This is a genomic window from Blautia luti (assembly GCF_013304735.1).
In the GTDB taxonomy this organism is placed as follows: domain Bacteria; phylum Bacillota; class Clostridia; order Lachnospirales; family Lachnospiraceae; genus Blautia_A.
In genome coordinates, this window is record NZ_JAAITI010000007.1 from 13,752 (window position 1) to 39,971 (window position 26,220).

General features: G+C 44.4%; 20 protein-coding genes. 15 read left to right on the plus strand and 5 right to left on the minus strand.

Going from position 1 to position 26,220, the window contains the following annotated elements:
• Window positions 1-1,026, plus strand: coding sequence for a tRNA preQ1(34) S-adenosylmethionine ribosyltransferase-isomerase QueA (gene queA / locus G5B06_RS05510; RefSeq protein ID WP_021978093.1), 1,026 nt, complete (start codon window positions 1-3; stop codon window positions 1,024-1,026).
• A gap of 82 nt (window positions 1,027-1,108) precedes the next feature.
• Here the strand turns inward: queA and G5B06_RS05515 are convergent, their stop codons facing one another.
• Complete coding sequence (locus tag G5B06_RS05515) at window positions 1,109-2,623, minus strand: CapA family protein (RefSeq protein WP_173771501.1); 1,515 nt, start codon at window positions 2,621-2,623, stop codon at window positions 1,109-1,111.
• A 171-nt stretch (window positions 2,624-2,794) separates the two neighbouring features.
• Between G5B06_RS05515 and G5B06_RS05520 the strand changes: the two genes are divergently transcribed.
• Complete coding sequence (locus G5B06_RS05520) at window positions 2,795-3,640, plus strand: deoxyribonuclease IV (RefSeq protein ID WP_173771503.1); 846 nt, start codon at window positions 2,795-2,797, stop codon at window positions 3,638-3,640.
• Between the two features lie 3 nt (window positions 3,641-3,643).
• Window positions 3,644-4,168 carry a ribonuclease domain-containing protein gene (locus tag G5B06_RS05525; protein ID WP_173771505.1) on the plus strand — a complete coding sequence of 175 codons (525 nt, stop codon included), beginning with the start codon at window positions 3,644-3,646 and terminating at the stop codon, window positions 4,166-4,168.
• 87 nt (window positions 4,169-4,255) lie between these two features.
• On the opposite strand, the gene G5B06_RS05530 is transcribed toward G5B06_RS05525, so the two are convergent.
• The 3 genes from G5B06_RS05530 to G5B06_RS05540 form a co-directional block, all read right to left on the minus strand.
• Window positions 4,256-5,242: a 2-hydroxyacid dehydrogenase gene (locus G5B06_RS05530; RefSeq protein WP_173771507.1), complete on the minus strand. Its 987-nt coding sequence runs from the start codon at window positions 5,240-5,242 to the stop codon at window positions 4,256-4,258.
• Between the two features lie 257 nt (window positions 5,243-5,499).
• Window positions 5,500-6,774: a 3-phosphoshikimate 1-carboxyvinyltransferase gene (gene aroA, locus G5B06_RS05535; RefSeq protein WP_173771509.1), complete on the minus strand. Its 1,275-nt coding sequence runs from the start codon at window positions 6,772-6,774 to the stop codon at window positions 5,500-5,502.
• 21 nt (window positions 6,775-6,795) lie between these two features.
• Window positions 6,796-7,887: a prephenate dehydrogenase gene (locus G5B06_RS05540; RefSeq protein ID WP_173761594.1), complete on the minus strand. Its 1,092-nt coding sequence runs from the start codon at window positions 7,885-7,887 to the stop codon at window positions 6,796-6,798.
• A gap of 229 nt (window positions 7,888-8,116) precedes the next feature.
• Between G5B06_RS05540 and G5B06_RS05545 the strand changes: the two genes are divergently transcribed.
• The 6 genes from G5B06_RS05545 to G5B06_RS05570 all read left to right on the plus strand — a co-directional run bounded on the left by G5B06_RS05545 (window position 8,117) and on the right by G5B06_RS05570 (window position 16,341).
• Window positions 8,117-8,839, plus strand: coding sequence for a phosphatase (locus G5B06_RS05545; RefSeq protein WP_173761595.1), 723 nt, complete (start codon window positions 8,117-8,119; stop codon window positions 8,837-8,839).
• Window positions 8,840-8,989: 150 nt separating this feature from the next.
• Window positions 8,990-11,080, plus strand: coding sequence for an elongation factor G (locus G5B06_RS05550; protein WP_173761596.1), 2,091 nt, complete (start codon window positions 8,990-8,992; stop codon window positions 11,078-11,080).
• Window positions 11,081-11,266: 186 nt separating this feature from the next.
• A complete protein-coding gene (locus tag G5B06_RS05555; protein ID WP_173761597.1) occupies window positions 11,267-11,437 on the plus strand; it encodes a chorismate--pyruvate lyase in 171 nt (56 codons plus the stop codon).
• Window positions 11,434-12,441 (plus strand): LacI family DNA-binding transcriptional regulator, encoded by a 1,008-nt coding sequence (locus tag G5B06_RS05560; protein WP_021652638.1) that lies wholly within the window; start codon window positions 11,434-11,436, stop codon window positions 12,439-12,441. The genes G5B06_RS05555 and G5B06_RS05560 overlap by 4 nt, the downstream gene beginning before the upstream one ends.
• Before the next feature lie 217 nt (window positions 12,442-12,658).
• Complete coding sequence (locus tag G5B06_RS05565; protein ID WP_173761598.1) at window positions 12,659-14,335, plus strand: glycoside hydrolase family 13 protein; 1,677 nt, start codon at window positions 12,659-12,661, stop codon at window positions 14,333-14,335.
• Between the two features lie 14 nt (window positions 14,336-14,349).
• On the plus strand, window positions 14,350-16,341 hold the full coding sequence (locus G5B06_RS05570; RefSeq protein WP_022426496.1) for a TIM-barrel domain-containing protein: 1,992 nt from the start codon (window positions 14,350-14,352) through the stop codon (window positions 16,339-16,341).
• 231 nt (window positions 16,342-16,572) lie between these two features.
• Here G5B06_RS05570 and G5B06_RS05575 read toward each other — a convergent pair whose 3' ends face one another.
• A complete protein-coding gene (locus tag G5B06_RS05575; RefSeq protein ID WP_173761599.1) occupies window positions 16,573-17,802 on the minus strand; it encodes a dicarboxylate/amino acid:cation symporter in 1,230 nt (409 codons plus the stop codon).
• 253 nt (window positions 17,803-18,055) lie between these two features.
• Here G5B06_RS05575 and leuS point away from each other — a divergent pair, with 253 nt between their 5' ends.
• From leuS to G5B06_RS05605, 6 genes are all read left to right on the plus strand, one after another.
• Window positions 18,056-20,473: a leucine--tRNA ligase gene (gene leuS, locus G5B06_RS05580; RefSeq protein WP_148446991.1), complete on the plus strand. Its 2,418-nt coding sequence runs from the start codon at window positions 18,056-18,058 to the stop codon at window positions 20,471-20,473.
• 342 nt (window positions 20,474-20,815) lie between these two features.
• On the plus strand, window positions 20,816-22,177 hold the full coding sequence (locus G5B06_RS05585; protein ID WP_148446990.1) for a radical SAM protein: 1,362 nt from the start codon (window positions 20,816-20,818) through the stop codon (window positions 22,175-22,177).
• A 91-nt stretch (window positions 22,178-22,268) separates the two neighbouring features.
• Window positions 22,269-22,925 (plus strand): TVP38/TMEM64 family protein, encoded by a 657-nt coding sequence (locus tag G5B06_RS05590; RefSeq protein WP_173761600.1) that lies wholly within the window; start codon window positions 22,269-22,271, stop codon window positions 22,923-22,925.
• A 78-nt stretch (window positions 22,926-23,003) separates the two neighbouring features.
• Window positions 23,004-24,290 (plus strand): chloride channel protein, encoded by a 1,287-nt coding sequence (locus G5B06_RS05595; protein ID WP_148446988.1) that lies wholly within the window; start codon window positions 23,004-23,006, stop codon window positions 24,288-24,290.
• Window positions 24,291-24,437: 147 nt separating this feature from the next.
• Window positions 24,438-24,641: a hypothetical protein gene (locus G5B06_RS05600; protein WP_021978076.1), complete on the plus strand. Its 204-nt coding sequence runs from the start codon at window positions 24,438-24,440 to the stop codon at window positions 24,639-24,641.
• A gap of 168 nt (window positions 24,642-24,809) precedes the next feature.
• Entirely contained in the window at window positions 24,810-26,048 is a 1,239-nt protein-coding gene (locus G5B06_RS05605; protein ID WP_173761601.1) for an AGE family epimerase/isomerase, read from the plus strand.
• Window positions 26,049-26,220 lie beyond the last annotated feature (172 nt).

Here is a 26,220-nt window from a genome sequence, read left to right on the forward strand (position 1 = left end):
ATGAAAACATCAGATTTTTATTATGACCTGCCGCAGGAACTGATTGCTCAGGACCCGCTGGAGGACAGAAGTTCTTCCAGACTGATGCATCTGTCCCTGAAAGACGGAAGTATCGAGCATCGTCATTTTACCGATATACTGGATTACCTGCATAAGGGAGACTGCCTTGTGATCAATGACACCAAAGTTATTCCGGCACGTCTTTACGGACATAAGGAGGAGACAGGAGCACTGATCGAGATCCTGCTTCTGAAACGCCGTGAGAATGATATCTGGGAGTGTCTTGTAAAGCCCGGCAAAAAGGCACGTCCGGGTGCCAAAATTACTTTTGGCGATGGCATTTTAAAAGGTGAGATCATCGATATTGTAGATGAGGGAAACCGCCTGATCCAGTTCCATTATGAGGGAATTTTTGAGGAAATTCTGGATCAGCTGGGAGAAATGCCGCTGCCGCCATATATTACCCACAAGCTGAAAGACAAAAACCGTTATCAGACCGTGTATGCCAAAAATGAAGGATCTGCTGCCGCACCGACTGCAGGACTGCATTTCACACCGGAACTTCTTGAGAAGGTAAAAGAAATGGGTGTGAATATTGCCCATGTAACTTTACATGTAGGCCTTGGAACGTTCCGACCGGTAAAAGTGGATGATGTGGAGAAACATCATATGCATTCGGAATTTTACATTGTGGAAGAAGATCAGGCAAAACTGATCAATGATACAAAGAAAAACGGTGGAAGAGTGATTTCCGTGGGAACTACCAGCTGCCGTACCCTGGAGTCCGCAACCGGAGAAGACGGAATCGTAAAAGCCGGAAGTGGCTGGACAGAGATCTTTATTTATCCAGGCTATAAATTTAAAGCGATTGACGGACTGATCACCAATTTCCATCTTCCGGAGTCCACGTTGCTGATGCTGGTTTCTGCCCTTGCAGGAAAAGAACATATTATGGCTGCCTATGAGGAAGCGGTGAAGGAAAGATACCGATTCTTCAGTTTTGGGGATGCCATGATGATCGAATAACAAAACACAATTATCTTTCATAAAAAAATCCTGACAGATTTTCGCATGGATCATGCGGTATCTGCCAGGGTTTTTATTTTACCTATTCTTCGCTGTTATCTGAGAAATCTGCTTCTTCGTCTGAACTGTAATCTTCTTCATCTGAAGCATCATAATCCGAACTGTCAGATTCATCGGAAAAATCCGAGCTTGTATCAGATTCATCAGAAGTGTCAGTGTTTCCGGATGCCTCATCTGCAGAAACAGTATCAGAACTGCCTGTATCGCCGGATGATTTGGCTGTAGAATCAGCGGATGGAATCGCTGCACTGCGTTCATCGATCTTGGCTTTGATTCTGGTAGCTTCATCGCCGGTAGCAGGAGTTGGTTGATAATTGTTATAACCGTCTGCGGAAGAAATGGAGCAGGGAATGATGTTTGTTACATTATCGGCCTGTACACCGTTGGAAGTGATAGTAAAGGTCTGCTGGAAGATCATGGTGTCCATATCGCTTGGTGAACTGTTTCCGCCAAAGCAGAAGTTTCCGAGGCTGTAAACGATATTTTTGCCCTTGTAAGTTTCAATTCCCTGAAGTACATGTGGATGATGTCCGCATACAAGATCAGCACCCTCATCGATAGCCAGACGGCCCAGAGTCATCTGATTGGTATCCGGAACGGTTTCAGTCTCATTACCCCAATGGAAGATTACAATAACAAGTTCTGCTCCGTCTGCTTTGACTTTTGCGATATTATCTTTCAGCTGTTGTTCACGGCCAAGATGGTCATTCAGTTCATAAATGCCAACAAGTCCGACTTTAACTCCTTTGATGTCCATAACTGCAGTATCATCATATCCGAAATGGGTGATCCCTTCATTATCCAGAGCAGTCAGGGTGTCCGTGTAACTCTGGTCTCCGTAATCATGGCTGTGATTGTTGGCAGTATTTACAGCTTCTATGGAACCACTGGTGAGGATCTGGGCATATTCGGCAGGTGCTTTAAATGCAAATGTTTTATCTTCACGGGTATCCGAATCCGTAAGTGTTCCCTCAAAATTGGCGATGGTCAGATCATCAGCTGAAAAAATACTTTTTACATTCTGGAAAAAGTAATCTTTTCCGTTGCTGTCGTAGTAGGCGTTCAGACTTGTGTCATAGTCGAAGGTTTCGTCTGTACCAAGGGTGCAGTCACCCACAACACTGATGGTCAGTGAAACAGGATCCTTCTGGGCTGCTTTCGCTGCTTCTTCGGCTTTTTTTGCCGCTGCTTCTTCCTGCGCTTTTTGGAGGGCAGCAGCTTCAGCTGCTTTTCTGGAAGAAATACATGCGCGGGCAGAAAAAATAATTACAAGAAGTAAGAGCAGAAGTCCACCTCCTGCAAGCATCATTTTCTGACGACGTACTTGCTGATATCTGGAATTTTTCTTGATGGTTTTTCTGCGTGATGCGGCAGAACTGTGCGTGGACGGGCGGTTGTTTTCCCGTGAAGTGTTTTGGCGATGGCCGCTTTCTTTCTGACTGGAATGATGTGTGCGTGTCTGTCTGGCCTTAAGTGCTTCTTTTCGTGCCAGTTCCGGATCATGTTTGTGGGGCGGCTTTCGATTATCATTTGCCATACTTTTTCTCCTTCATATGTAAAGATACATTTATTATAGGAAGAATTGGAAGCAATGTAAAGAATGAATACCGGACTTTGCAGAAAAAAGAGTTTTTGCTATAATATACAAAACTCCACAATCGTGGCTTTAAGTTACCGTAAATAAAAAATACAGGGAGATCAGAAAAAAATGGTATTATATATCGGAAATCATACAAGTTCATCCAAAGGCTATGCAGCCATGGGACGTCAGATAGTAAAAAACGGAGGAAATACATTTGCATTTTTTACCAGAAATCCAAGAGGCGGTAAGGCGAAAGAGATTGATCCGGCAGATGTGCAGAAATTTCTGGAACTTGCAGGAGAGAATCATTTCGGTAAGCTTGTAGCTCATGCACCATATACAATGAATGCCTGTGCGGCGAAAGAAAATCTGAGAGATTTTGCCCGGGAGATTATGGCGGATGATCTGAAACGCATGGAATATACTCCGGGGAATTATTATAACTTTCATCCGGGTAGCCATGTAGGACAGGGAACAGAAACTGGAATTGCAAAAATTGCGGAAATTCTCAACGATGTTCTTAACGAACAACAAAGTACCACAGTTCTTCTGGAAACCATGTCCGGCAAGGGCTCTGAGGTGGGCGCAACGTTTCAGGAACTAAGAGAGATCATTGACCGTGTGGAAAAAAATCACAAACTGGGAGTCTGCCTGGATACATGTCATGTCTGGGACGGCGGGTATGACATTGTCCATGATCTGGATGGAGTACTGACGGAATTTGACCAGGTGATCGGCCTTTCCAGATTAAAAGCCGTTCATCTTAATGACAGCATGAATGGCCTGGGAAGCCATAAAGACCGTCATGCAAAAATTGGCGAGGGAGAAATTGGTCTGGATGCGCTGGTTAATGTGGTGTGCCATCCGGCACTGAAAGGAATCCCCTTTATTTTGGAGACGCCTAATGATGATGAGGGATGGAAAAGAGAGATTGCACTTTTAAGAGAACAGTATACAGTGAAAGGAGCTTGATTCATGAAGAAATTCAGAATTTTTCTTTTGGTAATGACAGGTGCTGCTGTTTTGATGCTGGGAGGATGCAAGGAGAAAGCCAAATATGACGAATCAGCATTTCAGGATGATCTGGAACCATTAACAGATGATGAACTGGAGGACATGGACGAAAACAGTGACGATGAAATGATAGTGGAAGATGATGCGGAACTGGAGCAGTCACAGCAGCAGGAAGATTCCACAGAGAAAGCAGATGCGGAAAGTACAGACAGTAACGAAGAAACGCAGAGTAAGCTGGATGAAAAAGGGACATACACAGATAAAGATGAAGTTGCCCAGTATATTTATGAGTATGGGCATGCGCCGTCAAACCTTTCTGCAAAAAGTTACGATAATGCAGATAAAATGCTTCCGGTAGAAGATGGAATTACCTATCAGCAGTGCAGCCTGGATTCTGAAGAAAAACAGAAGATAATATTTACACAGGATGGAAAACGTGTGTATTATACAGAAGATGACGGAAAATCTTTTGAAGAAATCTATTAAAAAATAAAAATCCGGGTACAGAATTGCTTGCGGATATTCGCTTTGCTTAATTCTGTACTCGGATTTTTTTGTGAAAATGGAACTATATCAGTGAACCAGATTTTTCATTTCAGCTCCATCCATAAAGGCTTTTGCGTTTTCCAGAGTTGTCTCGGCAATATTGGTCAGTGCTTCTACCGTGAAAAATCCCTGATGGGAAGTCATGGTAACATTCGGGAAGGACAGAAGACGCTGGATCGTGGAAGTAGGAAGAATGCTGCTGGACATATCTTCATATACATAAGCAGATTCTTCTTCGTAAACATCCAGACCAACGGCAAAGAATTTATGGTCACGGATACCTGCGATCAGGTCGTCAGTTTTGATCAGTCCACCTCTGGAGGTGTTTACAAGGATCACTCCATCTTTCATTTTTGCGATGGTCTCGGAGTTGATCAGATGTTCAGTTTCCGGAGTCATCGGACAGTGGAGGCTGATCAGATCACTGGTGGCAAGAAGTTCGTTCAGCGAAACATATTCCAGAAAGTCAAGATTTTTATTTGGGAAAAGATCATAAGCGATTACTTTCATACCGAAGCCACGGCAGATTTTTGCCATTGCCTGGCCGATTTTTCCGGTACCGATGATACCGGCAGTTTTCTGATAAAAGTTTACGCCCATGAGACCGTTCAGTGCAAAGTTGTTTTCACGGCATTTGATATATGCTTTATGGGTGTGGCGGTTGGCGGTAAGGGCAAGTGCCATGGCGTGTTCGGCAACTGCTTCCGGAGAATAACCTGGAACACGTGCCACCTGGATTTCGCATCTGGCAGCAGTTTCCAGATCAACGTTGTTGTATCCTGCACAGCGCATTAGGATCAGTTTTACACCTTGTCGGTGAAGTTCTTCGATGACCGGTGCGCCAAGATCTGCATTTACAAATGCACAGATAGCGTCGTAGCCGTGGGCAAGAGCTGCGGTTTCTTCATGGATATTTGCTTCAATGAATTTAATCTCAATACCTGGATAGGACGGAAGCAGCTTCTCAAAAAATTCTCTATCGTAGCTCTTAGTGTCATAAAACAAAATTTTCATAATCGTTGCTCCTCTCTGAAAATATTTTATTTTCCGGATAAATATTACCATAATAGTAGGAATTTGGAAAGTGGGAAAATAGATAAAGTTTATCAAAAAAATGATTTTATTTTGGAATTATGATACCACTAATAAATAAAAAATATACGAAATATAAAAAAATACAAAAAACAGAGAGCATTTTCATGCACTGCTATCTGATAGAACAGATGCAATGAATTATGCATAAAAATGCTTTCTGTCGGGATATCTGATAATTATTCTGCCAGACTGTAAAGATCGGAATAGAATTTCGGATAGGAGATATTGACACATTCTCCGTTTTTGATGGAAAGAGTTCCCTCCGAGAGAAGTCCTGCCACTGCGAAAGACATGGCTATACGGTGATCCAGATGAGAATCGATCTCTGCACCGTGGAGAGGCTTTCCACCGTGGATGATCATGCCGTCTTCCGTTGCTTGGATATCTGCCCCCATTTCCTGGAGGTTTTCTGTCATAACCTGGATACGGTCGGATTCTTTGACACGAAGCTCCTGGGCATCACGGATAACAGTGGTTCCTTCTGCAAAGGCTGCCATAACCGCGATCATCGGAAGTTCATCGATTAGGGTAGGAATGATGGCACCTTCTACGGTTGTTCCGTGAAGAGTGGAGGAGCGGATCAGAAGATCTGCAGTAGGTTCGCCTTCTGTGGTTTCATTGAGAAGGGTGATATCTGCGCCCATGGCTTTGCATACACGGAGGATACCGTCACGGGTCGGGTTGATTCCCACATTTTTCAGAAGGATCTCGCTGTTGGGAACAAGGAGGCCGGCTGCGATAAAGTAGGCAGCAGAAGAGATATCTCCCGGAACCAGGATCTCACGTCCGTAAAGAGATGGGTCCGGTTTGATGGATGCTGTTGTTCCCTCTGCGGTTACATTGGCGCCAAAGTAATTCAGCATGATCTCCGTGTGATTTCTGGAAAGAACCGGCTCTGTTACACGGGTAATGCCGTCAGAGTACATTCCGGCAAGAAGTACGCAGGATTTTACCTGGGCAGATGCTACCGGAGAATTGTAGTGGATGGCATGGAGCTTTTTTCCGGAGATCTTAAGCGGTGCACATCCGTTTCCGTTGAGACTTACGATATCGGCACCCATTTGGGAAAGCGGAGTCATGATCCGTTTCATAGGGCGTTTCTGGATGGAAGCATCGCCGGTAAGCTCTGATACAAAGTCCTGTCCTGCCAGGATTCCGGAAATGAGACGGGTGCTAGTACCGCTGTTGCCTACATCAAGAGTCTCCGTTGGAGCGCAAAGGCCATGGAGACCTTTTCCGTGGACCAGGATCTCTCCGCTTGTATTTTCAATGTCAATGCCCATTTTCTGGAAGCAGGAAATGGTGGAGAGACAATCTGCACCTTCCAGAAAGTTTGTGATCCTGGTAGTGCCTTCTGCAAGAGAGCCGAACATAATGGCTCTGTGGGAAATGGATTTATCTCCGGGGATGACAAGAGAACCGGATAATTTTTTTGCTTTTTTGATTTCCATAATAAATACCTCGTTTATATATCAGCGTTCGCAGATTTTGTAATTGCGTTTGGTAAGAAGCACTTTTGCCTGCTCCAGGGCTGCATCTGTATAAAATTCGATTTTCAGAACGCCATCTTCAAATTCTCGGTTGTGGATGATGCCGATATTTTTGATGCTGACTTTTTCGGTTGCAAGGATGGTTGCGATGGTTGCGATGGCACCGGCCTCATCTGCCACATCGATATAAAGGACATAGGAGCGTGGGATCAGGCTGTTATCCACAATGTCAATGGAGTCGCGGTAATCCTTGGAGCTTGCGAACATGTCAAAAATATTGTCAGCCTCTTTGTTATCAATGGAACAGCGGATCTGGATCAGCATACGGATAAATTCATCCAGAACTGTGGAAATGTTTTTCTGATTTTCCAGACAGATCTGCTCCCACATAATCGGAGAGGAAGAGGCGATACGTGTGATGTCGCGGAAACCACCGGCCGCGATCATTTTCATATACTGGGAATCGTTGTCCAGAAGGTTTACAAGGTTCACAAGAGCGGAGGCTACGATATGAGGAAGGTGGCTGACTCCTGCTGTGATAAAATCATGTTCTTCCGCAGTGAGAACAAGGGGGATTGCACCAAGAGAGGCAACCAGCTCTGTGAAATCGGAAATTCTTTCCAGAGCAACTTCTCCTCCGGGAGTAATAATATAGTAAGCATTTTCCAGGAGATGATCACTGGAATTGGAAAAACCGCTGCGCTCGGAGCCTGCCATTGGGTGGCCGCCGATAAATTTTCCTTCGAGTCCAAGTTCGGTTACTTTTTCGTGGATGATGCTTTTTACACTGCCCACATCTGTGAGGATACAGTTTTCTCCAAGAGAATCCTTGATCTTTTCCATGTACTCCACATTGAATTCTACAGGGGCACAGAGGAAAAGATAATCACAGTTGTATAATCGTTCATCTTCAATATCGCAGATCCCGTCGATCACATTTAAACTGACTGCCTCTGCCAGAGCGTCTCTGTCTTTGTCAAAGGCGAGCAGGCGATAATCCGGGTGAAATTTTCGTATGGTTCTGGCAATGGAGCCGCCGATCAGCCCAAGGCCGATAAAACCTATGGTTTTCATAGTACTTCAGAGTCCTTTCCGGTTACTTTTACTTTTATTCTTTAATAGTGTAAATCACGACTATATTGTAAAAGAAAGTACGAAAAATGTCAACAAATGTTAGAGGAAACAGAAATATTGCCAATGAGCAGCAGCAAACAATAAACAGTAATAGAAAAGGGCTTGAGAAATCAGGGATTTCGGACGTATAATAAGAAAAAACAACGTAAGATACAGAGGAGAATTTATTATGAAATATCAGTCAGTAATGGATCTGCACACACATACTGTAGCCAGCGGGCATGCATACTGTACCCTTCGCGAGATGGCGAAGGCGGCTTCCGATAAAGGCCTTGAGCTTTTGGGAATTACAGAACATGCACCGAAGATGCCAGGAACCTGCCACAAATTCTACTTTCAGAATATAAAAGTGGTGCCCCGTGAGATGTACGGGATCCAGCTGCTTCTGGGTTCGGAGGTAAACATCCTGGATGCGGCAGGAACCGTGGATCTGGCGCAGAATACCCTGGAAAAGCTGGACGTGGTCATTGCAAGTCTTCATGTTCCATGCATCAGACCAGGCAGCAGACAGGAGAATACGGAGGCCTATCTTAATGCTATGAAGAATCCGTGTGTCAATATCATCGGACATCCGGATGACGGAAGATACGAGGTTGACTATGAGGCGCTTGTACAGGGCGCCAGAGAATACGGTAAAGTCCTGGAGCTGAACAACCATTCCATGGACCCTGACTGTAACCGTGAGAATGCAGTAGAGAATGATACCATCATGCTGGAATACTGCAAAAAATATCGGGTACCTGTGGTTATGGACAGTGATGCCCATTTTGACCTTCTGATCGGGGAATTTGACCTTGCCAGAGATCTTCTCACAAAGCTGGATTTTCCGGAAGAGCTGGTACTGAACCGTTCCGTGGATGCTGTGAAAAAGTATGTAAATCGGAAATTCTGACAGGAGGGCACCCTGTTCTGTATCAATTGACGGTATAGCTGAAAACTTTCTGAAAAAAAGTTGTCAAAATTGAATAAAATACTTGAAATTTGCATGGAAATTTAGTAAAATGTGAACATATTAAGTAAGACAAACAGGGAGGTATTACATATGGACGTTTTCAGAACAGACCGAATCAGAAATGTAGTCCTATTAGGTCATGGTGGCGCAGGTAAAACAACACTGGCTGAGGCAATGGCTTATCTGGCAGGTATGACAAACAGACTCGGACGTGTTGAGGATGGCAATACTGTCAGCGATTATGACAAGGAAGAAATAAAGAGACATTTTTCCATCACAACTTCTTTGATTCCGGTACCATGGGATAAGATGAAGGTAAATGTACTGGATACTCCCGGATATTTCGATTTTGTGGGAGAAGTTGAAGAGGCAGTCAGCGCAGCAGATGCAGCGATTATCGTTGTTTCCGGTAAGGCCGGTGTTCAGGTTGGAACACAGAAGGCATGGAATCTCTGCGAGAAATATAAACTTCCGCGAATGATCTTTGTTACCGATATGGACGTGGATGATGTCAGCTATCGTGAGGTCGTGGAAGAGCTGACAGAGCTGTACGGCAAGAGAATCGCTCCTCTTCATTTCCCAATCCGTGAGGATGGTAAGTTTGTAGGTTATGTCAATGTTGTGAAACAGGCCGGAAGAAGATACATTGACAAGGCCGGTAAAGAAGAATGCCCGGTTCCGGACTATCTGACCGAATATCTTGAGAAATATCATGAAACTCTGATGGAGTCTGTTGCAGAGACAAGTGAAGAGTTTATGGACCGTTATTTTGAGGGAGATACTTTCTCCGTAGCAGAAGTTTCTGCAGCTATTGCAACCAACGTACAGGATGGAAGCATTGTTCCGGTATGCATGGGTTCACCGGTGAATCTTCGCGGTGTATCCAATCTTCTGGATGATATCTGCGGTTATTTCCCGAGCCCCAGCGGACGTTCCTGCAACGGTATCGCACAGAAGACCAACGAGATCTTTGAGGCGAATTATGACTTTGCCAAGGCGAAATCCGCTTATGTATTTAAGACTATCGCAGATCCGTTCCTTGGTAAATATTCTCTGATCAAGGTATGCTCCGGTGTGCTGAAATCCGATGATACACTTCTTAATGTAGAGAAGGGAACAGAAGAGCGCGTAAATAAACTCTATGTTCTGGAAGGTTCCAAACCGATCGAAGTTCCGGAACTTTTTGCAGGTGATATCGGTGCCATTGCAAAACTTGGAAGCGTACAGACCGGTGACAGCCTTGCGACCAAGGCAAACCCGATCCTTTATCCGAAGGCTGTACTTTCCACACCATATACATATAAGAGATTTAAGGCAGTGAAGAAGGGCGATGAGGATAAGATCGCACAGTCCCTTGCCAAGATGATGACAGAGGACAGAACTCTTAAGGTTGTCAATGACAGTGCTAACCGCCAGAGCCTGATCTACGGTATGGGTGATCAGCATCTTGATATCGTTGTCAGCAAGCTGAAGGAACGTTATAAAGTGGATGTGGAGCTTTCCAAACCGAAGGTTCCGTTCCGTGAAACACTCCGTAAGAATTCAGATGTAGAAGGCAAACATAAGAAACAGTCCGGCGGACACGGACAGTATGGCCACGTTAAGATGCGCTTTGAGCCATCTGGCGATCTGGAGACACCTTATGTATTTGAGCAGGTAGTTGTAGGTGGTGCAGTTCCGAAGAATTACTTCCCTGCAGTTGAAAAAGGTCTTCAGGAATGCGTCCTGAAAGGCCCTCTGGCTGCATATCCGGTAGTTGGTGTGAAAGCAACCCTTTATGATGGATCTTATCATCCGGTAGATTCTTCTGAGATGGCATTTAAGATGGCAACGATCCTTGCCTTCAAGAAGGGCTTTATGGAGGCTTCTCCTGTACTTCTTGAGCCGATCATCTCCATGAAGGTTACCGTTCCGGATAAATATACCGGTGATGTTATGGGTGATCTGAACAAGAGACGTGGCCGTGTTCTTGGAATGAATCCGGATCACGAAGGAAATACCATCATTGAGGCAGATGTTCCGCTGCTTGAGATTTATGGTTATTCCACAGTACTTCGTTCCATGACCGGTGGAAGCGGAGATTTCTCCTATGAGTTTGCACGCTATGAGCAGGCTCCGAGTGATATCCAGGAGAAAGAAATCGCAGCACGTGCAAGTAAGGTCGACGGCGCTGACGAATAAAAAGGTACAGACAATTATCTTATGGGGGTAGGATAAAGAGTTGACAGGCTGCAGCATTTGCTGTAGCCTGTTTTTAATCGAATAACTGCTTCACAGTTATTCGGTGTAGAGCTACGTAGCGAATGCGGATGATTTTGTCTGCTTGATTGCAGCTGCAGAAAAAAATAAAGAGAGAGGATAAATTTAATGTTAGTATGTGATTATATCGTAAAACAGATCGATGGAGATTACGCCCACCTTCAGCGCACAGACCAGCCGGAGGAGGAACTGAAAGTGGTTGCCAGAGCATTACTTCCGGCAGAAATCTATGAGGGCTGTGAGCTTCATTATGAGCTGATGCAGTATTCAATGAAATGATAAGGCTGCAGGATATCGCGGATATGGCAGGTGTCAGTCGTACAACCGTATCCAATGTGATCAATGGAAATACGAAACGGGTTTCACAGAGCACCATTGACCGGATCACGGCGATCCTGAAGGAGCAGAATTATGTTCCCCACATGGGATCTGTGATGCTATCCGGACACGGCTCAAGGATCATTGGAGTGGTTCTTGGTTTTTCCTTCATTCATGGTATGCAGTCTCTGCAGGATTCTTTTGTGGGAGAGATCACCGGAACGCTGCAGGTCGAAGCAGAAAACAGAGGCTATTATATTATGCTCATTGGCGGTGAACGGATCGATAATGTGGTAGATATGGCATCCCGTTGGAATGTGGAGGGTCTTATCATTATAGGGTATAATGAAGAACAGTATCATCAGCTTTCCAGAAAGCTGAATAAAAAAATGGTATTGATCGATGCCTATCCGAAGGGTGGATATAGCTTTCAGAATGTAGGAGTGGATGATTATTCCGGTGGATATCAGATCGGGGAATATCTGCATTCCTGTGGATACCACCGGGCACTTTTTGTTGCGGAAACAGAGCAGGACAGTGATTATGCCAGATGGCTTGGATTCAAACAGGCTATGGAAAAAAATGGCGGCTTCTGCAGCCGCTCCCGCTATGTGGTGGTTCCCCAGGAACCCCGGCGCAGACTGAAAAAATATGAAGAGCTGCTGCCTCATTTTCTGGAGACAAAGGCTCTGGCATTTTCTTCGGATTACACAGCTGTGGAGGCCATCAATTTTTTTACAGACAGGGGAATCCGGATTCCGGATCAGATTTCCATTACCGGCTTTGATGATAATTTTTATGCGCAGATCGTCAGGCCAAAGCTGACCACCATTCATCAGGATGTTCATCAGAAAGCAGTTCTGGCCTTGCGGAAGCTGCTTCTTATGGCAGAGGGAAAGGAACCTGCCGAAAAAAATGTAAAAAGCCCTGTCTGGCTTGTAAAGAGAGATTCTGTAAAAGAGTAGCAGGATCTCTTTTTTTATGTTGTGATGACTTTTCCTGGCACATCATCGAAATACGGTGGAAATTCTTTCACCGGACAGTAGTGACTTATTGTTAAAACTGCATAAAAAAAACAGAAAAGTTTGGCAGTAATTTAAGTTTCACGAGAAACTTGTTGATTTTAAAGGGTGGATAGGATATGCTGATTTCAGAATCAACAGAAAAAGGAGGCAATTTACCATGAAAAAAAACTGGTGGAAAGAAAGCGTGGTATATCAGATCTACCCGAGAAGTTTTAAGGACAGCAACGGAGACGGAATTGGTGATATTCCCGGAATTATAGAAAAGCTGGACTATCTGAAGGAGCTGGGAGTAAATGTTCTCTGGATCTCACCCATGCTGGAATCCCCGCAGGATGACAATGGCTATGATATTTCCGATTACCGCAGGATCTATAATGAATATGGAACCATGGAGGATTATGAAAAGCTTCTTGAAGAAGCGCATAAACGGGGCATTAAGATCCTCATGGATCTGGTCGTAAACCATACTTCCGATGAACACAACTGGTTTATTGAAAGCAGGAAATCCAAAGATAATCCTTACAGGGATTACTATATCTGGAGAGAGCCGGTGAATGGAAAAGAACCGAATAACTGGGGAAGTGCGTTCGGAGGACCTGCATGGGAGTATGATCCTCAGACAGAGATGTATTATCTTCACCTGTTTTCAAGAAAACAGCCGGATCTGAACTGGGAAAATGAAAAGGTTCGTCAGGAAGTTTACGATATGATGAATTTCTGGTGTGAAAAAGGAATCGACGGTTTCCGAATGGACGTGATCAGCATGATCTCCAAGGATCAGTCATATCCGGATGGAGAAATGAATGGAGGATTATACGGTGATTTTGGTCCTTACTGCGTCCATGGCCCGAGGATCCATGAGTTTCTTCAGGAAATGAACAGAGAGGTTTTATCCCGATACGATGTGATGACAGTTGGAGAAACCTCCGGTGTGACTATCGAAGAGGCACAGAAATATGCAGGTGAGGACAGAAATGAGCTGAACATGGTGTTTCAGTTTGAGCATGTAGAGGGCCAGGGATCAGAACATGGTAAATGGACTACCGAGAAATACGATTTCCAGGAATTTAAAAAGGTTATGATCAAATGGCAGGAAGAGCTTGCGGGAAAAGCATGGAACAGTCTGTTTCTTGGAAATCATGACCAGCCAAGAAGTGTTTCCAGATTTGGAAATGATAATCCGGCATACAGGGAAACTTCAGCCAAGATGCTGGCAACCTGTCTTCATATGATGCAGGGAACTCCTTATGTTTATCAGGGAGAAGAGCTTGGAATGACCAATGCTTATTTTACAGAACTTAAGGATTATCGTGATATCGAGAGTATTCAGTATTTCCATGAATATACAGAAGCAGGTATTTATACACCGGAATATATGATGAAGTGCCTGATGCTGAGAGGACGTGACAATGCCAGAACACCAATGCAGTGGGAGGATTCTCATCAGGCCGGCTTTACGGTGGGAACGCCATGGATCAGGGTAAACTCTAATTATAAGGAGATCAATGCGAAGCAGCAGCTTTCAGATCCGAATTCTATTTTCCATTATTATCAGAAGCTGATCCGTTTAAGAAAAGAAAAACCGGTGATCGTTTACGGTGTTTTTGAGGCACTTTACAGAGATCATGATCAGATTTTTGCATATACCAGAACCCTTGAGGGAGAGAAGCTTCTCACAGTCTGCAATTTCAGTGAGCATGTGGCAGAAATGGAAATTCCGGAAGAATTTCAGAAAAATGCAGAATGTCTGATCACAAATCTTGGAAGAAAGGATTTTGGAAAGAAAGTGATCCTGAAACCTTATGAGGCATTTGTTCTTTACAGAAATCTGTAACAGGAGAGGGAAAAATGATAAAAAAATATGTATATGGAGAGCCCTTTGAGACTGAGGCACTGACAGAAAACATTGAGACAGCAGAAGGAAAGCCAGGATATGGAGAAATCTGTGCAGAAGATGGATTTTCTTTTACTTATATCATGGATGAAGAGGATATCGTCTACGGATTGGGAGAGTCCAACCGCGGTATCAACAAGAGAGGATTCATTTACACCAGTAACTGTACCGATGATCCGGAGCATACAGAGGATAAACATTCCCTGTACGGTGCACATAATCTTATCATTGTGTCCGGAAAAGAAACCTTTGGAATGTTTTTTGACTATCCGGCAGCGATCACCTTTGACATTGGCTATACCAGAATGGATACCATGAAGGTAACCTGCGAAAATGCAGACCTGAAGCTTTATGTGATCGAAGGGGAGAGTCCCTATGATATTGTAAAGCAGTTCCGTCATGTGATCGGAAGAAGCTATATCCCACCGAAATTTGCCTTTGGATTCGGCCAGAGCAGATGGGGCTATACTACAAAAGAGGATTTCCGGAAGGTTGCAGCTGGATATCGTGAAAATCATATTCCTATTGATATGATTTATATGGATATTGATTATATGCAGTCTTATAAGGACTTTACATTAAGTGAAGAGAATTTTCAGGATTTTCCGGAATTCGTAAAGGAACTGAAGGATCAGGATATCCGTCTGATCCCGATCATCGATGCTGGCGTCAAGGTAGAGCCGGGATACGATGTTTATGAGGAGGGTGTCAAAAACCGCTACTTCTGCCAGAGAGAGGACGGCAGTGATTTTGTAGCTGCTGTATGGCCGGGGGATACTCATTTTCCGGATGTATTGAACAAAGATGCCAGAAAATGGTTCGGTGACAAATACCGTTTCCTGATCGAGAAGGGAATCGACGGTTTCTGGAACGATATGAATGAGCCGGCGATCTTCTATTCCACAGAGGGAATGAAAGAGGTCAAAGAGCTTGCAGGAGAATTTGCAAAAGATACGGAAGGAAAGATCCATATCTGGAAGATGCAGAGTGCACTTCGCAATGTTGCAAACAATCCGGAAGATTATCGGAGATTTTACCATAATGTGGATGGCAGAAAGATCCGCCATGACAAAGTCCATAACCTGTTTGGCTACAATATGACCAGAGCAGCAGGGGAGGCTTTTGAACGGATCGATCCGGAAAAACGTTTTCTGATGTTCTCCAGATCATCCTATATTGGTATGCATCGTTATGGTGGGATCTGGACCGGCGATAATAAATCCTGGTGGGCTCATATCCTTTTGAACCTGAAGATGATGCCCTCTCTGAATATGTGTGGTTTCCTGTATGCAGGAGCAGATCTGGGTGGATTTGGCGCTGATACAACAAGAGAACTGCTGCTTCGTTTCCTGGCACTTGGAGTATTCACACCGCTGATGCGTGATCATACAGCGATCGGTACCAGAGAGCAGGAATGCTACCAGTTTGAAAATGTGGAAGATTTCCGTCATGTGATCGGTGTAAGATATCGTCTTATTCCATATCTTTACAGTGAATATATGAAGGCGGCTCTGAACGATGATATGTATTTCCGGCCGTTGGGCTTTGTTTATCCGGAGGATAAGATTGCTGTACATGTGGAAGACCAGCTGCTTCTTGGAAATGAGATCATGATCGCTCCGGTTTATGAACAGAACGCAAGAGGCCGTTATGTATATCTTCCGGAGGAGATGAAGTTTGTGAAATTCCTTCCGGATGGAACCATTGCAGAGGAGATCCTTGAAAAGGGTGTTCATTATGTAGAGGTGGCACTGAATGAGATTCCGTTGTTTATCCGGAAGGGAAAATGTATTCCGGTTGCAGAAGCAGCGGAATGTGTGGCAGCTCTGGATACGAAAAATATGCAGCTTCTTGGATATGAGGGTGCAGAGTATACCTTATATGAGGACGATGGGGTCCATAAGGATTACGACAGAGAAGAAAATTATCGTGTTCTGAAAAAATAAGGACAGCAAGAAGTGAAATGTAAATTTCGGTATTGTATCGTTTATGTTAAACAGTATAAAGAATACGGGATGTTGAACAACCGATAAATGATAAAACAGAAAAGCCGTAAGTATATGTGAAAGTTTCTTAAACATATATCTTACGGCTTTTATTGTTATTTGTTTACATAAAATATTTTATGTAAAGTATTTCTACATTCCGCATAAACAACATTTCAGACAGATTTGTTTTTATGCTTCTTCCTCAACTTTGATAACATTTTTCAGTACCGCACAGCATGCCATATCACCGATAACGTTAACGCAGGTAGCACCCATATCGCAGAGTGTATTGATGCTGATATAAACACCAAGAACACCGGCTGGAAGTCCGGCCATGGTTGCAAGTGCCGCAAAGGATGCGATAGCTCCGCCAGGAACACCAGGAGTCCCCACAGAAAGCAGAACATTTGCAAGAAGGATGATGATCATCAGGGAAACGCTTACATGGATTCCACAGGCATTTGCAAAGAACATGATCATAAAGGACATCAGGATGGATACGGCATCCATATTAACCGTAGCACCGAGAGGAATGGCGATACTGGTAATCTGATTGGAAACGCCCATTTCTTCTTCCATACACTGTTTGCTGAGTGGAATAGTAGCGGAACTTGAACAGGTTCCGAAGGCGTTCAGGGCAGCAGGCAGGATCGCTTTCAGGAATTTAAACGGGCTCTGTTTTCCGATGATCTTTACAGACAGGCCATACACCACAATAGCGAAACCGAAGAATGCCGCATACAGGATGACAAGCTGTGTTGCAAGGGAAATAATAGTCTCGGTTCCGTTGGCTTCCACAACTGGTACGATAGTACAGAAAACACCGATCGGAGTGAAGTACATGATCGTTGTGATGATCTTCAGACATACCTCATTGACGGAATCGATCAGATTCAGGAACGGAGTTCCTTTTTCACCAACTGCGATCAGTGTGAAACCAATGATCAGGGCAAACACCAGAACCTGAAGCATGTTTCCGTTGGCAAATGCAGCGATGGGGTTGGACGGGATCAGGTTTTTCAGTGTGTCCAGGATGCTGCTCATCTCTGTAGCCTGGATATCTGAGGTTGCCATTTCGAATTTTACGCCTTCACCGAGGTGAATAAGGCGAGGGATGATCAGTCCGCACAGGCTGGCAAGAGCAGTTGTACAGAGAAAGAAGATCATGGATGCTGCAGTGATCTTGCCGGTAGTACGCGCGTTTCCGATGGAACAGATTCCAATGACAATGGAACAGAAGACCATGGGAAAGATCATCATGTTCAGGGCGTTCATGTAGATACTTCCGATCAGACTGGTCACAGTGAGGACAGGTTCAAACCGTCCGGCCAGGAAAAGTCCTGTGAGGATACCCAGGATCAGTCCTGTAAAGATCGCACCGGTAATATGCTTCCGGTACCAGGAATAAAAAGATTTCATTTATGCGTTCCCTCCTAAGATAAATATGTATGGTATGTATAATATAGGAAAATACATGCAGGAAATTATATCATGTGAAAAAAGAAGCGTCAACTAAACCAGGCCAGGATTGCAGGTGCATGTATATTTTGATGGAAAAAGGCTGTTTTTGGATTTCTGTTTGACAAATACATCATAAGTAGTTAAAATTAATAGCAGTGTGTGAAAGCATTAAAGTATTAATACTGAGTAATTTGTCAGGAGGAATAAAAAAATGGCTGCACCTTATAACCATAGAGCCATCGAAGCGAAATGGCGCACAAACTGGGAGAAAAAGCCGGTAAATGTCAACGACGGCAAGAAACCGAAATACTACTGTCTGGATATGTTCCCGTATCCGTCCGGAAACGGTCTTCATGTAGGACACTGGAGAGGCTATGTGATCTCTGATGTATGGAGCCGCTATAAAATGCTTCAGGGTTATTACCTGATTCACCCGATGGGATGGGATGCTTTTGGTCTTCCGGCTGAGAACTATGCCATCAAGATGGGTGTTCATCCGGCAGTATCTACTGCAGCAAACATCAAAAATATCAAACGTCAGATCAACGATATCGCAGCGATCTATGACTGGGATATGGAGGTTAACACAACAGATCCGGATTTCTATAAATGGACACAGTGGATCTTTGTAAAAATGTTCAAAGAGGGTCTTGCTTATGAGAAGGAATTCCCGATCAACTGGTGCCCTTCCTGTAAGACAGGTCTTGCAAATGAAGAGGTTGTAAACGGATGCTGCGAGCGTTGTGGTACTCCGGTTACCAAAAAGAACCTCCGTCAGTGGATGCTCCGCATCACAAAATATGCAGACAGACTTTTAAATGACCTGGACAAACTGGACTGGCCGGAAAAAGTTAAGAAGATGCAGACAGACTGGATCGGTAAATCCTACGGTGCAGAGGTAGATTTCCCGGTTGAAGGAAGAGATGAGAAGATCACCGTCTATACAACAAGACCGGATACTCTTCACGGAGCAACATTCATGGTACTTGCACCGGAGCATGCTCTTGCGAAATCTCTTGCAACAGACGAGACAAGAGAGGCTGTAGAGAAATATATCTTTGATGCTTCCATGAAATCCAATGTAGACCGTCTTCAGGATAAAGAGAAGACCGGTGTGTTCACAGGTACTTATGCGATCAATCCGCTGAACGGCGAGAAGCTTCCAATCTGGCTTTCTGACTATGTACTTGCTGATTATGGTACAGGTGCTATCATGTGTGTACCTGCTCATGATGACCGTGACTTTGAGTTTGCAAAGAAATTCGATATTCCGATCATCCAGGTTATCGCAAAAGATGGTAAAGAAATTCAGAATATGACAGAAGCTTACACAGAGGCTTCCGGAACCATGATCAACTCCGGTGAGTGGAATGGAATGGAATCTTCCGTACTGAAGAAGGAAGCACCGCATATCATCGAGAAGCTGGGTATCGGACGTAAGACTGTCAACTACAAACTGAGAGACTGGGTATTCTCCCGCCAGCGTTACTGGGGTGAGCCGATCCCGATCGTACACTGCCCGAAATGCGGTGCTGTACCGGTACCGGAGGATCAGCTTCCGTTAAGACTTCCGGAGGTAGAAAGCTACCAGCCGACAGGAACCGGAGAGTCACCGCTTGCTGCCATCGACGAGTGGGTAAATACCACATGCCCATGCTGTGGTGCACCTGCAAAACGTGAGACAAATACCATGCCTCAGTGGGCAGGATCTTCCTGGTATTTCCTCCGTTATGTAGATAACAAGAACAACAACGAACTGGTATCCAAAGAGAAAGCAGACAAGTATCTGCCGGTAGATATGTACATCGGTGGTGTAGAGCATGCGGTTCTTCATCTTCTGTACTCCAGATTCTACACCAAGTTCCTGTATGATATCGGAGCTATTGATTTCGATGAGCCGTTTGTCAAGCTGTTCAACCAGGGTATGATTACAGGTAAAAACGGAATCAAGATGAGTAAATCCAAAGGAAATGTTATTTCACCGGATGATCTTGTAAATGATTACGGATGTGATTCCTTACGTATGTATGAGCTGTTCGTAGGACCGCCGGAACTGGATGCAGAATGGGATGACAGAGGAATCGATGGTGTATCCAGATTCCTGAAACGTTTCTGGAATCTGGCTCTTGACAGCATTGAGAAAGATATCCCGGCTACCAAAGAGATGGAGAAGACCCGTCATAAGATGGTATACGATATCACCAGCAGACTTGAGGCCTTCAGCCTGAATACCGTAGTGTCCGGATTTATGGAATACACAAACAAGCTGATCGCTATCGCAAAGCAGAACGACGGCGCTGTTGACAAAGAAACCATCGAGACAGTTACCATTCTTCTTGCACCGTTTGTTCCTCATATTGCAGAGGAGATCTGGGAGAAGCTTGGTCATGAGGATTCCATTTTCCATGCACAGTGGCCGGCTCACGATGAGGAGCTTATGAAGGATGATGAGATCGAGGTTCCGGTTCAGATCAACGGCAAGACCAAGGCTGTTATCAGTATTCCGGCAGAAATCTCCAAAGAAGATGCGATTGCCGAAGGAAAGAAGGCAGTTGCAGATAAGATTTCCGGAAATATCATCAAAGAGATTTACGTACCGAAGAAGATCATCAATATCGTAGTAAAGTAATAAGATAAATCAAAAACACCCGAAGCAGGGCGGAAGATATTTCTGCCTTTGCCAGGGTGTTTTTTATATGGATAAACATCGTGAAGTAAGTATGCACAAAAATAACTAATGTTATTTAGAATAAATGCCAATAATATTTAGGCATTTTAACAGATTTGCCTAGTTTTTGGTCATACCAATTATATTGTCTATTGTTATTCAAATGGAAAAAACGTACAGTAACACCATGAGTCAGGCAAAGATAGTAAGAAAGCTTTGGTACTCGAAATGCAGTGTGACGGAATGAAGATGTTCGTTTAGCTGGATTGCATATTTACATTGAGAGAAATAAGGAGAGATAGTATGAGCGCAATGAACACACTTAAGAAATTCGGACTTGAGCAGGCATTCAACTATGTTTATAAAGATCCGGATAAAAACTTTATCAAGATCATGGACTGGGCCGATAAATTTTCAGGTGGCGGGTTCCCTACACAGAGAGCAATGATCCGCGAAGCCATTTCTAATCCGGAACATCCGTATTATCCGTTTATTCATAGATTGGTAACTGATATTGATCCGCATGTTATGAAAACTCTGGTTGCAAACTTCTTTATCAATGCAAATCTTGCAGGCTGGAAGAAACAGGATGAATGCCGTGAGAAATATGGCTGTAATATCCCGTGGGCGATCCTTCTTGACCCAACAAGTGCATGTAACCTGCACTGTACAGGATGCTGGGCAGCAGAGTATGGAAACAAGCTGAACCTCACCTACGATGAGATCGATGACATCATCCGCCAGGGTAAGGAGCTTGGCGTTTATATGTATATTTACACAGGCGGAGAGCCACTTGTAAGAAAAAAGGATCTGATCCGTCTTTGCGAGAAACATAATGACTGTATCTTCCTTTCCTTCACAAATGCCACACTGATCGATGAGGATTTTGCAAATGATATGCTTCGGGTAGGAAACTTTGTTCCTGCAATTTCACTGGAAGGATTTGAGACTGCAACAGATGGCAGAAGAGGAAATGGTGTATACCAGAAGGTTATCAAGGCCATCAATCTTCTCAGAGAGAAGAAACTTGTATTTGGTATCTCTGCATGTTATACGAGTGCAAATTTCGAGTCTATCACATCAGAGGCATTTTACGACAGCCTGATCGATCTTGGAGCGTACTTTATCTGGTATTTCCATTATATGCCGGTTGGAAATGATGCAGCACCGGAGTTGCTTCCTACTCCTGCACAGAGAAGAGAAACCTATGAGCGTATCCGTAAATACCGTGCAACAAAGCCGTTGTTTGCCATGGATTTCCAGAATGATGCAGAGTTTGTGGGAGGATGTATTGCAGGCGGCCGTCGCTATCTGCATATCAATGCAAACGGCGATATCGATCCATGTGTGTTTATCCATTATTCTGATTCCAATATCCGCGAGAAAACACTTCTGGAAGCACTGCAGTCTCCGATGATGATGGCATATCATGACGGACAGCCGTTTAATGACAATATGTACCGCCCATGTCCGATGCTTGAAAACCCGCAGAAGCTGAGAGAAATGGTAGAAAAATCCGGAGCACATTCCACAGATCTTCAGTCACCGGAGAGTGCAGAGCATCTCTGTGCGAAATGTGACCGGTATGCTGAAAACTGGAAACCGGTAGCAGAGGAAATGTGGAAGGAAGACCAGGAGAGAAAGGCAGTGAAGAAAGTCTGCTGATCCTGAAACTTAAAAAAGCAGAACTTATGAAAGAGCACGGTACCGGAAACAGGTGCCGGTGCTCTTTTTTTGAAAACGGAGTGATCAGACCATGAAAAAAATGATTGATAACATCAGAAAATATCTGCCGGCGGTGCTCCTTCTTTTGCTTCTCCTTTTCTGTATCCGTTATAGAGAGGATCTGTCTGTGGAAAGGATCTTAAGATATACACCGGAGGAACCTGTTAAGGCTGCATTACTTATGCTTGGGCTTTATGCAGTGAAAAGTGTCTCTTTTATATTTCCAATTGCGATCCTGCAGCTTGCTGTAGGGCATCTGTTTGCTACAGGAACAGCACTTCTGGTGAACTTTTTGGGAAGAGCAGTCACATTGGCACTTCCATATTGGATGGGACGCTTCTCAGGTGCATCCATGGTGGAAAGTCTTACAGCTAAATATCCGAAACTGAAAACAGTAGTAGATTACCAGAACGGAAATTCCCTGTATATTTCATTTTTTATGCGGACATTGAACTTTTTACCGGGAGATGCTGTGAGTCTGTTTCTCGGAGCAGAAAAGATCCCATTTGGAACCTATATGGCAGGTGGCGTGCTTGGAACGCTGCCGGGAGTTATTCTCGCTACAATATTTGGAGCAAATATCAAAAATCCGAAGTCTCCGGCATTCTGGCTCTCTGCAGTGCTTCTTGTGATGATCAGTGTGTTCTCGATCCTGATACACAGGCATATTTCCTGGAAGAAAAAATAACAGGGCTTTCTCTTCCTGCTTTTACTGAGAGGAAAAATGTAGTATAATGCAGACAGTAAAGAAAAGAAGGGAAGGAACATGGGGATCGATCATAACAAAAGATTAAAGGAACATTTATATTATTACGGTGCAAGAATCAGCCGGGATATTTCAAATCTGATCAAGTGGCTGGTTCTTGCTGTCATTACAGGATGTATCGTAGGTGCTGCCAGCACACTGTTTTCTTTTACGTTGAAGGCAGTGACCAGTTACCGGAAGGCGCATGAATGGATTTTTCTTTTGCTGCCATTATCCGGACTTGTCATTGTATTTTTGTATGAGAAGCTTGGAAAAGAGGATGGAGGGACCAATCAGGTTCTTTCTACCGTGCGTTCCAGAGATGATGTGCCGATCCTTTCTGCGCCTCTGATCTTTATCACAACGGCGCTGACTCATCTTACCGGTGGTTCTGCGGGACGTGAGGGAGCAGCGATCCAGCTTGGAGGAAGTATTGCCAACCAGCTTGGAAGATGGATCCATCTGGACGAGGAGGACCGTCATGTAATTGTCATGTGCGGCATGAGCGCGGCGTTTTCCGCATTGTTTGGAACACCGATGGCAGCGGCAGTTTTTGCGCTGGAAGTGGTCAGTGTGGGCGTGATGTATTATGCAGCACTGATGCCGTGTATGATCGCGTCATTGATCGCTTCCGGATTTGCAGCCGGAATGGGAGTCACACCGGAAAGTTTTCATGTGACGGATATTCCGGCACTGACTGTGGAAACTGGACTGAAAATGGGAGTGATCGCTCTGGGCTGTGCAGTTGTCAGCATTATGTTCTGTATTGCGCTGAATGGTGCAGCAGGACTTTATGGCAGATGGTTTAAGAATAAATATGTCAGGGTTGCAGTGGGCGCCTGCCTGGTCATTGTTGTCACCTTTATTCTGAGAACAGATGAATATATGGGCGCTGGTGCGGAGCTTATTGAAAAAGCGGTGGAAAACGGACAGGCGGATACTTTCGCCTTTTTCTGGAAAATGGTGCTTACAGCACTGACTATGCGCGCAGGATTCCGCGGGGGAGAGATCGTACCTTCTTTCTGCATTGGAGCTACCTTTGGCTGTGTGATGGGTAATCTTATGGGAATTTCTCCGTCGATCTGTGCAGCCTGCGGAATGGCAGCAGTTTTCTGCGGTGTGACCAACTGTCCGATCACTTCGATCCTGATCGCTTTTGAAATGTTTGGATTTAAGGGAGTATCCTTCTATCTGATCGCAGTATCTATCAGCTATGCAGCATCGGGATATTATGGCCTTTACAAGGATCAGACCATTGTGTACTCCAAATATAAAGCAAAATATGTGAACCGACATACCAGATTCTGATATAGAACGAAATGTAAAGGGGTGTGTATACTGGCATAATATCTTATGGAATACTGCATGGACATGGCTGGAAAATATCTGGACATCTGCGGAAATCTGATGTAATATATTAAACGTTAGTATTTACAGAAAGGCAGATTTTGAGGTATGGAAGAGAAGATTCTTGATTTTATCATGGAGTATGCACAGGAGAATGAGGGAGTTCCGTTTCAGGTGATCGAGGAGAATTTTAATATCGTTATGGATGATAAGCTGAAAGATATCATCAGCGATGCGATCTGGGACAGAGATAATGTTTCTGATGTGATCATAGAAAGTGACCGCTATGTGATCACCTGTTTTGAAGATTAATGAGGATATCTGTGACCGTTACGGTAATGGAATTAAGAAGTCTGAATATGAGGAGAATGCGTATATGGCATTCTCCTTTTTTCGTCAATCTGTCAAAAAGATCCAAAAGAATTGAAGTCCCCGAAAAAGAATGGTATCCTAAGGAAAAAAGCAGATGGGGTGGTTAAAATGAACAGCAAATATGAGATCAACACAAATGAAAACCGGGAATTCCTGAAAGCGTCCTGTGAGGATCTTCTGAATTTTGGACACAGGTTTCCTTCTCCAAATGGAGGTTCCTACTATCTGGGGGATGACGGAACACCATGGAAGGACAGAAACCGGGAAACCTGGATCACCTGCCGTATGGTACATGTATACAGCCTGGGACTGATGCTTGGCCACGAGGGAAGCGGAGAGCTTGTGGATGCGGCGCTGAAAGGCCTTAAGGGAGAACTTCACGATGACAAAAACGGTGGCTGGTATGCAGGAGTGACACCGGAGGGTGGCATTGTGCCGAACAAACAGTGTTATGCCCATGCATTTGTGATCCTGGCAGCTTCTTCCGCACTGACAGCAGGAAGGCCTGGGGCAAAAGAACTCCTTGAGGAGGCGCTGGATGTTTATGATCAGCATTTCTGGAATGAAGAGGAAGGACTGGCCTGCGATACCTGGAATACAGAATTTACCGTGCTGGACGATTACCGGGGATTAAATGCAAACATGCATACTGTGGAAGCTTTTTTGGCAGCAGGAGATGTCACCGGGGACAAAAAATATCACATCCGCGCAGGCAGGATCATTGACCATGTGATCCGTTGGGCAGAGGATAACTCCTGGAGGATTCCGGAACATTTCACAAAGGAATGGGTGGCAGATCTTGACTGCAACCGCGACCGCCCGGATGACCCGTTCAAGCCATATGGTGCAACACCGGGCCATGGAATTGAGTGGGCAAGGCTGATCACTCAATGGGCACTTGCAAACTGCGGGGAAGAGAAAGAAAAACTGGAAAATTATCTCCAGGCAGCAGAGAACCTTTATACAACAGCCATAAAAGACGGCTGGGATGCAGATGGTGCACCGGGGATTGTATACACAACAGACTGGCAGGGAAAACCTGTGGTACATGACCGTATGCACTGGACACTTGCAGAGGCAATCAATACTTCTGCGGTTCTTTATCATGTGACCGGCAGGGAAAAATATGCGAAAGACTATGCAGAATTCATGAAGTATCTGGATGAAGTGGTCATGGATCACGAGAATGGCTCCTGGTTCCATCAGCTGGACGAGCATAATCATCTGAAAGGAACCGTATGGCCGGGAAAATCCGACCTGTATCATGCGCTGCAGTCCACATTGATCCCGTATCATAAGGCAGATACATCCATTGCGCCTGCCGTAAAGAAAAAACTGGAAATCTGAACAAAAATCATAAAGTGATTTCCACTTATGGGCATGTAACGAAGTGGAATGCGAATGTTTGTTGCAAAAATAAAAACCTTCCTGTGTTTACAGAAAGATTTCTCAGGACAGATACTTACATAGATGCAGGTATCCTGGCCAGAAGAAATACTAAAACACAGGAAGGTTTTTT